This window comes from Bradyrhizobium sp. WSM471, from assembly GCF_000244915.1.
Classification (GTDB): Bacteria; Pseudomonadota; Alphaproteobacteria; order Rhizobiales; family Xanthobacteraceae; genus Bradyrhizobium.
Window position 1 is genome coordinate 7,621,197 of the sequence record NZ_CM001442.1, and the last position, 13,500, is coordinate 7,634,696.

General features: G+C 64.5%; 9 protein-coding genes. 7 read left to right on the forward strand and 2 right to left on the reverse strand.

All coding sequences use genetic code 11. The annotated features are described in order from the left end of the window. Positions 1–201 precede the first annotated feature (201 nt). Both BRA471DRAFT_RS34870 and BRA471DRAFT_RS34875 read right to left on the reverse strand, forming a co-directional pair. Positions 202–3,369 carry an efflux RND transporter permease subunit gene (locus BRA471DRAFT_RS34870; protein WP_007615871.1) on the reverse strand — a complete coding sequence of 1,056 codons (3,168 nt, stop codon included), beginning with the start codon at positions 3,367–3,369 and terminating at the stop codon, positions 202–204. Then, complete coding sequence (locus tag BRA471DRAFT_RS34875) at positions 3,366–4,577, reverse strand: efflux RND transporter periplasmic adaptor subunit (protein WP_007615873.1); 1,212 nt, start codon at positions 4,575–4,577, stop codon at positions 3,366–3,368. The genes BRA471DRAFT_RS34870 and BRA471DRAFT_RS34875 overlap by 4 nt, the downstream gene beginning before the upstream one ends. 400 nt (positions 4,578–4,977) lie before the next feature. Here BRA471DRAFT_RS34875 and BRA471DRAFT_RS34880 point away from each other — a divergent pair, with 400 nt between their 5' ends. From BRA471DRAFT_RS34880 to BRA471DRAFT_RS34910, 7 genes are all read left to right on the forward strand, one after another. Further along, the gene (locus tag BRA471DRAFT_RS34880) at positions 4,978–6,132 is read left to right on the forward strand and encodes an iron-containing alcohol dehydrogenase (RefSeq protein WP_007615875.1); all 1,155 of its coding nucleotides are present in this window, start codon (positions 4,978–4,980) and stop codon (positions 6,130–6,132) included. A gap of 18 nt (positions 6,133–6,150) precedes the next feature. Then, the gene (locus BRA471DRAFT_RS34885) at positions 6,151–7,701 is read left to right on the forward strand and encodes an AMP-binding protein (RefSeq protein ID WP_007615877.1); all 1,551 of its coding nucleotides are present in this window, start codon (positions 6,151–6,153) and stop codon (positions 7,699–7,701) included. A 294-nt stretch (positions 7,702–7,995) separates the two neighbouring features. Next, entirely contained in the window at positions 7,996–9,594 is a 1,599-nt protein-coding gene (locus tag BRA471DRAFT_RS34890) for an ABC transporter substrate-binding protein (protein WP_007615879.1), read from the forward strand. A 42-nt stretch (positions 9,595–9,636) separates the two neighbouring features. Beyond that, positions 9,637–10,584, forward strand: a complete 948-nt coding sequence (locus BRA471DRAFT_RS34895) for an ABC transporter permease (RefSeq protein ID WP_007615881.1) — start codon at positions 9,637–9,639, stop codon at positions 10,582–10,584. A gap of 9 nt (positions 10,585–10,593) precedes the next feature. Beyond that, a complete protein-coding gene (locus BRA471DRAFT_RS34900) occupies positions 10,594–11,487 on the forward strand; it encodes an ABC transporter permease (RefSeq protein WP_007615887.1) in 894 nt (297 codons plus the stop codon). Beyond that, the gene (locus tag BRA471DRAFT_RS34905) at positions 11,487–12,494 is read left to right on the forward strand and encodes an ABC transporter ATP-binding protein (protein ID WP_007615889.1); all 1,008 of its coding nucleotides are present in this window, start codon (positions 11,487–11,489) and stop codon (positions 12,492–12,494) included. The genes BRA471DRAFT_RS34900 and BRA471DRAFT_RS34905 overlap by 1 nt, the downstream gene beginning before the upstream one ends. Further along, complete coding sequence (locus tag BRA471DRAFT_RS34910) at positions 12,491–13,477, forward strand: ABC transporter ATP-binding protein (RefSeq protein ID WP_007615891.1); 987 nt, start codon at positions 12,491–12,493, stop codon at positions 13,475–13,477. Before BRA471DRAFT_RS34905 ends, BRA471DRAFT_RS34910 begins: the two co-directional genes overlap by 4 nt. Positions 13,478–13,500: the final 23 nt, after the last annotated feature.

Below are 13,500 nucleotides of genomic sequence, written 5' to 3' on the forward strand. Positions count from 1 at the left end.
TGAACGGCGTGCCAAGCAAACGGCGTCGTCCCGGACAAGCGCAGCGAAGCGGAGCGCAGATCCGGGACCCATAACCACAGGGCGTCATTTTGCGACGACCCGTGGTTGCGAGCTTCGCATCAAACTTCGCCTGGGGTTATGGGTCCCGGCCTTCGCCGGGACGACACCGGGGTAGTTGATATGCCAGTGATCATCCCCGCGCTAGGGAGCCACCGCCTTCGGCTTCCCCTCGTTCTTCCCCTCGGCCAGGTTCCTCACCACCACGTAGAAGATCGGCGTGAACAACAGCCCGAACAGGGTGACACCGATCATGCCGAAGAACACGGCGACGCCGACGGCTTGCCGCATCTCCGAGCCGGAGCCGGACGAGATCACCAGCGGCAGCACGCCGAGGATGAAGGCGAAGGACGTCATCAGGATCGGTCGCAGGCGCAGGCGGCAGGCATCGATCACGGCCTCCAGCCGCGGCTTGCCTTCTTTCTCGATGTCGCGGGCAAACTCGACGATCAGGATCGCGTTCTTTGCCGCCAGCCCCACCAGCACGACGAAACCGATCTGGGTGAGGATGTTGACGTCCTGCCCCATGATGCGCACGCCGATCGTGGCGGCCAACAGGCACATCGGCACGATCAGGATCACCGCGAACGGCAAGGTCCAGCTGCCATATTGCGCGGCGAGCACGAGATAGACGAACAGCACGCAGATCGGGAACACGTAGAGACCCGCATTGCCGCCAGTGATCTGCTGGTAGGACAGATCGGTCCATTCGAAGCTGAAGCCGCTCGGCAGGGTGTCGTCGGCGAGCTTCTTGATCGCGTTGAGCGCGGTGGTCGAGCTGGTGCCCGGCGCGGGCTCGCCCTGGAGCTCGGACGCCGCGTAGAGATTGTAGCGCGCGACACGGTCGGGGCCCGAGATGTCCTTGAAGTCGACCACGCTGCCGAGCATCACCATGTCGCCGGAGGCGTTGCGCGTCCGCAGCCGCGCAAGATCGCTCGGCTCTTTCCGGAACGGGAAGTCGGCCTGTGCGGTGACGTGATAGGTCCGGCCGAACAGGTTGAAGTCGTTGACATAGGTCGATCCGAAATAGGTCTGGATCGTGTCGTTGATGCCGGCGATAGGAACGCCGAGCTTCTGCGCCTTGGTGCGGTCGATATCGACGAAGAGCTGCGGCGTATTCGCCGAGAATGGCGAGAACACCGTGGGAGCGAGCAGCGAGGGCGATTTGCGTGCCGCGGCGACGAGCTCGTCGGTGGCCGCCGCGAGCATCTCCGGTCCGCGGCCCTGGCGGTCCTGGATACGGATGGCGAAGCCGCCGCCGGTGCCGATTCCGGGCACGGCCGGCGGCGGAATCACGATGATGAAGGCGCCCTGAATCGCAGCCAGGCGCTTGCGCAGCTCGACCGTGATGGCGGTCGCAGACAATCCCTTCTTTATCCGCGCCTCGGGCTCGTCGAACACCGGGAAGAGCGCCGCCGCGTTGCCGGCCTGCGTGCGTGTTGCGCCGGAGAAGCCGGCGAAAGCGGCGACGCGGACGATACCCGGCGTATCCAGCGAGATCCGTTCGATCTCGCGCACGACCTCGGTGGTGCGTGCCAGCGACGCCGCGCCCGGCAATTGCACGGAGATGATGACGTAGCCGCGGTCCTGCGCCGGGATGAAGCCTTGCGACGTGGTCCCGATCAGCCAGCCGGCACTGCCGATCAGCACGACATAGATCAGGATCATCACCGCCGAATGCCGGATCACGAAATTGGCGAGGCCGGCGTAGCCATGCGCGAGACGGTCGAACACGCGGTTAAACACGCCCGTGAAAGCGTTCCAGCCGCGCGCGACAAGATTCCAGCGCGCCGGCGGCCGTTTCTCCTCATGGGGGACGAGGAGAAGCGAGGCCAGCGCCGGCGACAGCGTCAACGAGCAGAAGCAGGAGATTGCGGTCGCGACCGCAATGGTGACGGCGAATTGCTGGAAGAACTGCCCTGAGATGCCGCCCAGAAACGCGGTCGGGACGAACACCGCGCAGAGCACCAGCGCGATCGACACCAGTGCGCCGCCGACCTCCTCCATGGTCTTCAGCGCGGCATCGCGCCGGCTCATTCCGTGCTCGAGATGCCGCTCGACATTCTCGACCACGACGATGGCGTCGTCGACCACGATGCCGACGGCGAGAACGAGACCGAACAGCGTGAGATTGTTGATGGAGAAGCCGAGTGCCGCCATCACCGCGAAGGTGCCGACCAGCGAAACCGGAATCGCGATGATCGGAATGATCGCGGGACGCCATCCCTGCAGGAACACCAGCACCACGACGACCACGAGCAACATGGCCTCGTAGATGGTCTTGATCAGCTCGTGGACGGACTGCGCGATGAACTCGGTCGGGTTGTAGCCGATATTGAAGTCGAGGCCCTTCGGAAAGGTCTCCTTCAGCTTCGTCATCGTGTCCGAAATGTGCTTCGCGGTCGCGAGCGCGTTCGATCCCGGTCGCTGCGTCACCAGCATCGCGACCGCCGATTTGCGCAGCAGGAAGCTGTTGGTGGAGTAGGCGAGAGCACCGAGCTCGATACGGGCGACGTCGCGCAGGCGCACCGTGCGGCCGTCGGAGCCGGCCTTGATCAGGATGTCCTCGAACTGCTTCTGGTCTTTCAATCGCCCCGTGAAGGTGAGGTTCGGCTGGAAGGCGCGGTCGGCGATCGGCGGTTCGGCGATCTGGCCGCCCGCGATCTGCACGTTCTGCGCACGGATCGCGGCGAGCACTTCGGCCGACGTCAGGCCGAGATTGGCGATCCGGTCAGGATCGAGCCATAGCCGCATCGAATAATCGCGTGCACCGAAGATCTGGATGTCGCCGACGCCGTCGATCCGGAGCAGCTGGTCGCGGACCTGGAGCAGCGCGTAGTTGGAGATGTAGAGCTGGTCGAAGGTGTCGTCGGGCGACAGCATGAACACGACCATCAGGATGTCGGGCGAGTTCTTGCGCGTGGTGACGCCGTTGCGCTGAACCTCTTCAGGCAAACGCGGCTGCGCGATCGCGACGCGGTTCTGCACCAGCACCTGAGCCTTGTCGAGATCGGTGCCGAGCTTGAAAGTGACGGTGATGGTGAGCTGGCCGTTCGAGGTCGCCTGGCTGTAGAGATACAGCATGTCCTCGACGCCGTTGATCTCCTGCTCGATGGGAGCTGCAACCGTGTCGGACACGGTCTGCGCGGAGGCGCCGGGATATTGCGTGGTGACGACGACGGTCGGCGGCACCACTTGCGGATATTCGGAGACAGGCAGCGTGGTGTAAGCGAGCGCGCCGACGATCAGCAGCACGATCGACAGCACCATCGCGAGAATGGGCTGGTTGATGGAGAGACGGCCGAGGTTCATGACTTGTCACCGGGCTTGCCGCCGGCTGGCGCAGTCTGCGGGGCAACCTTGGCGCCGACACGGGCGCGCTGGATGCCGTTGACGATGACGCGGTCCTCGGCCTTCAGCCCTTCGCGGATCACGCGCAGGCCGTCGTCGAGCGGCCCGAGCGTCACGGGACGCGCCTCGACAGTGTCGTCCGGCTTCACCACGAACACGATTTTGCGGGACTGGTCGGTCGCAACCGCGACGTCGGGAATCAGCAGCGCCTCATATGGCGCGCTGCCGATCAGGCGGACGCGACCGAACTGACCCGGCAGGATCGACAGATCGGTGTTCTTGATCACGGCGCGGCTGCGCAGCGTGCCGGTGGAGACATCGAGGCGGTTGTCGAGGAAATTGATGCTGCCTTCGCGGGATGGTTTCGTCTCGCCGGCGAGCGTCACCTGCACCGGGTTCGCCGTATCGCGCGAACTCGGGCGGCGGCCTTCGAACCACAGCTTGCTGTATTTGATGAAGGTCGCCTCATCCATGTCGAAATAGATATAGATCGGGTCGAGCGTCACGATCGAGGTGAGCAGCGTCGACGTTCCGGTATCGCTGCCCTGCACGAGATTGCCAGGGCTGACAAGGTGGCGGCTGACGCGGCCGGTCAGCGGCGCCGTCACATGTGTGAATTCGATGTTGAGCTTGGCGACTTTGAGCGCACCCTCAGCCTGTGTTTCGGCAGCGTGCGCGGCCTGCAAGGCCTGACGGCGCTGATCGACCACCTGCTCGGAGACGGCGCTGGTCTGCACCAGGCTCAAACCGCGATCGAGCTCCCGCTTTGCAAGCTCCACCTTGGCACGCGCATCGGAAAGCTGCCCCTCCGCCTGCGTGGCCACCGCCTCGAATGGACGCGGGTCGATGACGTAGAGCAGATCGCCCTGATGCACGATGGCGCCATCCTGGAATTCGACAGAGTTGACGAACCCGCCGACGCGCGGGCGGACCTGCACCTCCTCCATCGCCTCGAAGCGGCCGGTGAACTCGTCCCAATCGGTGACGGTGCGCTTGACCGGCTGGGCGACGGTCACCGGCGCGGGCGGGGGAGCGCTTGCCTGCGAGGCCGGCTGGCCGCAACCGGTGAGCACGAACGCCGCGGCGAGAAGGCCGAAAATGGCGTAAGGCCGAGGCGAAACGAAATCGTGCGTTTTGACAAATTGCTCGCTTCCGTCCGGTCCAGTCATCCCAGGTCCTCGCATAAAAACCGCGGAAATAGCAGGGTACGCCTGTACCCGCGGGCGCCACAAGATGGGTTTCAATGATGAACTCTTCAAGACCACCGCACGCGCAAGGCTCGGCGAGATGCCCTAGCCGGAAGGCGGGTTGACAGGGAGAGAAGCGACGCTCCTTCGCCTCTCCCCGCTTGCGGGGAGAGGCCGACGCGCGAAGCGCGGCGGGTGAGGGGGACTCTCCGCGAGTCAAACTATCGGCTCCCTCGCGGAGAGCCCCCCTCACCCCAACCCTCTCCCCGCAAGCGGGGAGAGGGAGCCGATAGAGCTCAGCGTCTTCGCGCATGACGAATGCCGCCAGCGCGGTTAGACTACCCGGCAGAAAAACAAGACGAATTGTCCGGGGAGGACAGGCGTGCACCAGGGACGTGTCGTTTACGGCGCGATCGAGGAAGTCGTGTTCGGCCATCCCGCGGCCGAGGCCGTGGTCGCGCAGATGGACCGGCTGGGGACGCGTCGCGCCTTCCTGATGGTGTCGGGCACGCTCAACCGGCAGACCGACGAAATCGCGAAGATCAAACAGGCCCTGGGCACACGCTGCGCGGGCGTCTTCGATGCCATGCCGGCGCACACCCCGCGGGAGGCGGTGATCGCCGCCACCAATGCGGCGCGCGAAGCGGGCGCCGACCTGATCGTCACCGTGGGCGGCGGCTCGATCACCGACGGCGCCAAGGCGGTGCAGCTCTGCCTCGCCAACGGCATCGACGATGTCGACGGCATCGAGCGCATCCGCGTGCACAAGGGCGTCGCGCCCGAGATGACGGCGCCGACCGTGCGTCAGATCAGCGTCCCGACCACGATCGCCGGCGGCGAGTTCAGCTCGATCGCAGGCGTGACCGACCGCACCGCCCATGTGAAACAGATGCTACGGCATCCACTCGCAGTGCCGCGCGCGACCATCCTCGATCCCGCCATCACCGTGCACACGCCGGAATGGCTGTTCCTCTCGACCGGCATCCGCGCCATCGATCATTGCGTCGAGGCGATCTGCTCGCGCGAGACGCATCCCTATGCCGACGCGCAGTCGGTCAAGGGCCTCGCCATGCTCGCCGACGCGCTGCCACGGGTGAAGGCTGACCCTGCTGACCTCGACGCGCGAATGGATGCGCAGATCGGCACCTGGCTGTCGATGGGCGCGCTCGCCGCCGGTGTGCCCATGGGTGCGAGCCACGGTATCGGCTACGTGCTGGGCGCAGCCTTCGACGTGCCGCATGGCTACACCTCCTGCATCATGCTGCCGGCCGTGATGCGCTGGAATGCGCCCGACAATGCCGAGCGCCAGATGATCGTCGCGGCCGCGATGGGCTTTCCCGGCCACGCGGCGGCTGACGTGCTCGATGCCTTCATCCGTTCGCTCGGTATGCCGCGCAGCCTCGCCGAGGTGCGCGTCACGCCGGAGCATTTCGACGCCATCGCCGAGCAGGCGATGCGCACGCCCTGGGTGCCGCGCAACCCGCGCAAGATCGACGGCCCCGCGCAGGTGCGCGAAATCCTGCTTCTTGCCGCATGATCTAAAGCCGGAGGACCGATGTACCCAGGTCAGCATGCCCGCCTGCGCCCGCTCCAGCCCGCCTTCATCATGGCGGCGACCGGCGAGGCCGTCACCTATCGTGAGCTCGATGCGCGCAGCAATCGCCTTGCGCATCTGTTCCGCAAGCACGGCCTGAAGCGGCTCGACCACTTTTCGATCTTCATGGAGAACAACTCCCGCTATCTCGAAGCCTGCGGCGCGGGCGAGCGCTCCGGCCTCTACTACACCTGCATCAACTCGTTCCTGACGCCGGGCGAGCTCGCTTATCTCCTCGTCAACAGCCAGTCGAAAATCCTGATCACGTCGGTGGCGAAGCTCGACATCGCGCGCGAGGCGATCAAGGTCTGCCCCGACATCAGGCTGTGCATCGTCGCCGACGGCCCGGGCGAGAGTGAGCGCATCGTCGGCCTCACCGAGGTGACCGCCGAGTTGCCGACGACGCCGATCCCGGATGAATGGCTTGGCACCGCCATGCTGTATTCATCGGGCACGACGGGACGGCCGAAGGGGATTATTCGCCCGCTGCCGGAGGAGCCGCCGAAGCACAATCTGCCGCTGTTCGAGTTCCTGACAAAGCTCTGGCAATACCGCGAGGGCATGATCTACCTCTCGCCCGCGCCGCTCTATCATTCCGCGCCGCAGGCCGCGGTCAATTTGACGATCCGGATGGGCGGCACCGCGATCATCATGGAGAATTTCGATCCCGAGCGTTACCTCCAGCTCGTCGAGCGGTGGGGTATCACCCACACCCAGCTCGTACCGACGATGTTCTCGCGCATGCTCAAGCTGCCGGAGGAGGTGCGCACGCGCTATGACCTGTCGTCGCTCGAAATCGCGATCCATGCCGCCGCGCCGTGCCCCGCCATGGTGAAGGACGACATGATCAAATGGTGGGGACCGATCATCCACGAATATTACGGCGCGACCGAAGGCCTTGGCTTCACCGCCTGCGACAGCGCGGAATGGCTCGCCCATCGCGGCACCGTCGGCAAGGTGCTGCTCGGCGACCTCCATATTCTCGACGAGAGCATGAAGCCATGCCCGACCGGCACGCCAGGACAGGTCTGGTTCAAGACGGCCTCGCCTTTCGAGTATTTCAACGACCCGGAGAAGACCAAGGAGGCGCGCTCGGCCGACGGCAGCATGAGCACGGTTGGCGATGTCGGCTATGTCGACGAGGACCGCTTCCTCTATCTAACGGACCGGGCGACCTTCATGATCATCTCCGGCGGCGTGAACATCTATCCGCAGGAGTGCGAGAATCTGCTGATCACCCATCCGAAGGTCGCGGACGCCGCGGTGTTCGGCGTGCCCAATCCCGATCTCGGCGAAGAGGTGAAGGCGGTGGTGCAGCCGATGCCCGGCATCGTGCCGGGCCCGGCGCTCGCCGACGAGCTGATCGCGTTCTGCGGGGCGTCGCTGTCGCGGCAAAAGGTGCCGCGCTCGGTCGATTTCGAAAAGGAGTTGCCGCGGCTGCCGACGGGGAAGCTGTACAAGCGGCTGCTGCGGGACCGGTATTGGGGGAACAAGGCGTCGAGGATTGTGTGAAGACCGCCGTCGTCCTGGCGAACGCCAGGACCCATACCGCGTGATCTCACGAGTGAAGAAGGTAGCAATACCGAACGACCATCTTCGCCAAACACCTCCTTGAGGTGATGGGTCCTGGCGTTCGCCAGGACGACGCGGGAGGGACGTCTCTCAATTTGTGAGAGAACCCCCTGCGGCCTTGCGTCATCCGAATTGCCGAGAGAGTAGCAGACCTTGCCGGTTGCCTCACCGCGCACGCGTCGCTATCGTCCACTCAAACAGGCCGCAAAAGGCCGATGTCCAGGGAGGATGAGCATGTCGAGCGTGTGGTCGCTCGCCGCAATGGCGGCGCTAACTGTGCTGACGACCTCGAACACCACGCTGGCCGGCGAACCAAAGCAGGGCGGGATCCTGCGGATGTATCACCGCGACAGCCCGGCCAATGCGTCCATCCTGGAGGGCGCGACATATTCGATCAACGTGCCCTTCATGGGAGTGTTCAACAATCTCGTCGTTTACGACCAGCACATTGCGCAGAACAGCCCTGATACCCTGAGGCCAGAGCTGGCCGAGAGCTGGTCCTGGAGCGGCGACAACAAGAAGCTGACCTTCAAACTGCACCAAGGCGTCAAGTGGCATGACGGCAAGCCGTTCACGTCGGCCGACGTCAAATGCACCTTCGATCTCCTGATGGGCAAATCGCAACAAAAGCTGCGGCAGAATCCGCGCAAGGCCTGGTACAACGAGGTTAACGACGTCACACCGAATGGTGATTTCGAGGTCTCCTTCGATCTGAAGCGGCCGCAGCCCTCGCTGCTGGCGATGCTCGCATCCGGCTATACGCCGATCTATCCCTGTCACGTCTCGCCGGCGGAGATGCGCACCCATCCGGTCGGAACCGGCCCGTTCAGATTCGTCGAGTTCAAGGCCAATGAATCGATCAAGCTGACGCGAAACCCGGACTATTGGAAGAAGGGCCTGCCCTATCTCGACGGCATCGAGTACACGATCATCACGAACCGCTCCACCGCGATCCTCGCCTTCGTCGCCGGCAAGTTCGACATGACCTTCCCGACGCACATCACGATCCCGCTCCTCAAGGACATCAAGTCGCAGACGCCCAACGCCCTCTGCGTCGTCGAGCCGACCAACGTTTCGACCAACATCATCGTTAATTCGGCGGCCCCGCCGTTCGACAACATCGACATCCGCCGGGCCATGGCGATGGCACTCGACCGCAAGGCCTTCGTCGACATCCTGTTCGAAGGCCAGGCCGATATCGGCGGCACCATGCTGCCGCCGCCGCAGGGCATCTGGGGCATGCCCAAGGACAAGCTGGAGACCATTCCAGGCTATGGCTCGAACGTGAATGCGAGCCGGGATGAGGCCAGGAAGCTGATGCAGAAGGCGGGCTACGGCCCCGACAAGCACCTGGCGGTGAAGGTCTCGACGCGCAATCTCGCGGAATATCGCGATCCCGCGGTGATCCTGATCGACCAGCTCAAGAGCATCTATATCGACGGCGAGCTCGACGTGGTCGAGACCGCAAACTGGTTCCCGAAGGTTGCGCGCAAGGATTACATGCTCGGCCTCAATCTGACCGGCAATTCCGTCGACGATCCCGACCAGTCTTTCTACGAAAACTATTCCTGCGGGTCGGAGCGGAACTACACCAATTATTGCAACAAGGAGATCGAGAAGCTGTTCGACGTGCAATCGCAGGAGATCGACATTGGCAAGCGCAAGCAACTGGTCTGGGACATCGACAAGAAGCTGCAGGAGGATGTCGCCCGCCCGATCATCTTCCATGCGCGAGCCGGCACCTGCTGGCAGCCTTATGTCAAGGGCGTGACGGTCATGTCGAACAGCTCTTATAACGGCTTTCGCTACGAGGACGTCTGGCTCGACAAGTAGCGCGCAAGGCTGACGACTAGCGGCTCGACAGGAGGGCGCGGGATGTTTGCCTATCTGGTACGGCGTCTGTTCCTGATGCTCGTGACCCTGTTCGGGATCTCGATCGTCATCTTCTTCCTGCTGCGCGTCGTGCCCGGCAACATCGTCGACATCCTGTTTGCCGCCGCCGGCTATGTCGATCCCGCCGACAAGGCCAATCTGGAGAAGGAGCTCGGCATCGATCAGCCGCTGGTGGTGCAATATTGGCACTGGATCAGCGGCTTCCTGCGCGGCGATTTCGGCTACTCCTATGTCTCGGAGAAGCCGGCGCTTCAGGAAATCCTGCCACGGATTCCGATCACCGCACGGCTCGCCGGGCTGGCGTTGTTGTTCTCGGCGTCGATCGGCATTCCCCTGGGCGTCATCAGCGCGGTGAAGCAGGGAACGAGGCTCGATTACGCGTTGCGTGTGGTGAGCCTGAGCGGATTGTCGCTGCCTTCGTTCTGGCTCGGCCTGCTCATCCTCACCGCATCGGTGGCGATGTTCAACCAGATGCCGATCTTCAACCCGAATCCGGCGACCTGGCTCGAAGCCTTCGCGACCTACGCCGTGCCCGCCGCCGCCGTCGGCTTCCGCAGCGCGGCACTGACCATGCGCATCACGCGATCCTCGATGCTGGAGGTGCTGCGGCAGGACTATATCCGCACCGCGCGTGCCAAGGGCGCATCGGACGCCGCCGTGAACTATCAGCATGCGCTCAAGAACGCGATTTTGCCCGTCATCACCGTGATCGGCATCGAGGCGGCGTTCCTGATCGGCGGCCTCATCGTGACGGAGACGGTGTTCAACATCCCCGGTGTCGCGCGCTTCCTGGTCGAGGCGATTCGCTGGCGCGATTATCCGATCGTGCAGAACCTTGTGATGCTGATTGCCATCGTCGTGGTGAGCGCGAATTTCATCGTCGACATGCTGTACGCCGTTTTCGACCCGCGCATCCGGTACACGGATTAGGAGAGCCTGTTGGCTGCGATCGACTATGACGTTGAACTGAGGCGCGCCGGGGCGCACGCGACCGTCGGCTGGCGGCGCGTGCTGTTTTTGGCGCAGCGGCACGTGCTGGGCGCGGCCGGCCTTATGATCATGACCCTGTTCGTATTCACAGCGATCTTCGCCGACTTCATCGCGCGCTACGATCCCCTGACGATCGACTCCGCCCGCGCCCTGGCGCGTCCAAGCCTGGCCCACTGGATGGGCACCGACTCCTTCGGCCGCGATGTCTTCAGCCGCATCATCCACGGCGCGCGGATCTCGCTCGCGGTCGGCATCGGCTCGACCGCACTCGGTGGCAGCATCGGCGTGATCGTGGGCCTCACCTCCGGCTATCTTTCCGGCTGGGTCGATCTCGTGTTCCAGCGCGTCTCCGACGTCCTCCAGGCGCTGCCGCTGTTGGTGTTGGCTCTGATCATGACCGCGGCGCTTGGGCCATCCTTGCCGAACGTCATCATTGCGATCGCCATTCCGCTGATCCCGACCGTGTCGCGCGTCATCCGCGCCAACACGCTGGCGTTGCGCGAGCTGCCGTTCGTCGAAGCCGCCAAGTCGATCGGCATGAGCGAGGTGCGGATCGCGCTCCGCCACGTGCTGCCGAACACGCTGGCGCCGCTGATCGTGCTGGCGACCGCCCAGCTCGGCTCGACCATCCTGACCGAAGCCTCGCTCTCCTTCCTCGGCCTCGGCATTCCCGAGCCGTACCCGTCATGGGGCCGCATGCTCTCTGAATCCGCCGCCGAATATGTCCGCACGGCGCCCTGGCTGGTGATCTTCCCGGGCATTGCCATCAGCCTCGCGGTGTTCGGTGCCAATCTGTTCGGCGACGCCTTGCGCGACATCCTCGATCCCCGGCAGCGCGGCTGATGGCTGACAAACCCGATCTCGTGCTCGAGGTGAAGAACCTGAAGACGGTGTTCTTCACCAACTCCGGTCTCTTCCAGGCCGTCGACGATGTTTCCTTCACGGTGAAGCGCGGCGAGACGCTGGCGATCGTCGGGGAATCCGGCTGTGGCAAGAGCGTCACCGCCCTATCCCTGATGCGGCTGGTGCCGGATCCGCCCGGGCGTATCGTCGGCGGCTCCGTCACGCTTGAAGGCACCGATCTGCTGACGCTCGACGAGGCAGAGATGCGCGCCGTCAGGGGCAACCGCATCTCGATGATCTTCCAGGAGCCGATGACCTCGCTCAATCCGGTGATGCGGATCGGCGACCAGATCGTCGAGGCCGTGCGGCTGCACCGGAACATGTCGAGTAAAGAGGCTCGGGACATTGCGATCGAGATGCTGCGCCTGGTGCGCATCCCCGAACCGGCTCGGCGCGCAAGGGAATATCCGCATCAACTGTCTGGCGGTATGCGCCAGCGCGCCATGATTGCCATGGCGCTGGCGTGCCGGCCGGCGCTGCTGATCGCGGACGAGCCCACCACCGCGCTCGATGTCACCATCCAGGCGCAGATCCTGGCGCTGATCCTGGAGCTTCAGAAGGAGCTCGGCACCGGGCTCGTGCTGATCACGCATGATCTCGGTGTCGTCGCGCAGACAGCGCAGCGCGTCATCGTGATGTATGCGGGACGGAAGGTAGAGGAAGCGAGCGTCGAGGCACTGTTCGCCGCGCCAAAGCATCCGTACACGCGCGGATTGATGGCCTCGATCCCGGCGGTGCCGGCACCGGGCGTCGCGGCGCCGGCACGGCTCAACGAAATTCCCGGCACAGTGCCGTCGCTGGTGCGGCTGCCGAAGGGATGCGCGTTCGCGCCGCGCTGCAAGCTCGCGATCAAGCGCTGCGAGGCCGAATATCCGCCGCTCATCGATTGGGGCGGCGGCCATCTCGCCGCCTGCTGGCGCGCGGCCGAGGTTGCGGAGGTGGCATGACCGAGGCGCTGCTCGAAGTCACCGATCTCAAGAAGCACTATCCGGTGCGCGCCGGCGTGTTGCGCCGACAAGTCGGCACAGTGCATGCGGTCGACGGCGTCTCGTTCTCGGTTGGAGTCGGCGAGACGCTGGGCCTCGTCGGCGAATCCGGTTGCGGCAAGTCGACGGTGGCGCGCAGCGTGTTGCGGCTGGTTGAGCCGACCTCGGGTCAGATCCGGCTCGAAGGTGAAGACATCACGCATCTCTCCAAGTCCGCGCTGCGTCCGCACCGACGTTCGATGCAGATCGTGTTCCAGGATCCTTTCGCCTCGCTCAACCCGCGCATGACTGCCGGGGACATCGTCGGCGAGCCGCTGTTCGTGCACGGGCTCGCGACCGGTAAAGCGCTGGAGACGCGTACCGCAAGCCTGTTCGAGCAGGTCGGCTTGCGGCCCGACCAGATGCGCAACTTTCCGCATCAATTCTCCGGCGGCCAGCGCCAGCGGATTTGCATCGCCCGCGCGCTGGCGCTCGGGCCGCGGCTGATTGTCTGCGACGAGCCGGTCTCCGCGCTCGACGTCTCGATCCAGGCGCAGGTGATCAACCTCCTGATCGACCTGCAGCGCGAGCACGGCTTCTCCTATCTCTTCATCGCGCACGACCTCGCGGTGGTCGCCCATATCAGTCACCGCGTCGCCGTGATGTATCTCGGCCGCATCGTCGAGATTGCCGACAAGGACGAGCTGTTCCGCAATCCGCGCCATCCCTACACGCAGGCCTTGCTCGCCTCGGTACCGGTCGCCAACCCGCTCGCCAAGAAGCTCGTGCCGCTGGTCGACGGCGACGTGCCAAGCCCGGTCAATCCGCCATCCGGATGCGCGTTTCACACCCGCTGCCGGTTTGCGATGGAGCGATGCAGGACGGAACGGCCGGCGCTGCTGGACGCGGGCGAGGTGCACGAGGTGGCGTGCCTGCTCAATGAGGGGACGGGGCGGAGCCAATAGCTTGCTGTCGTCCCGGCGAAGGC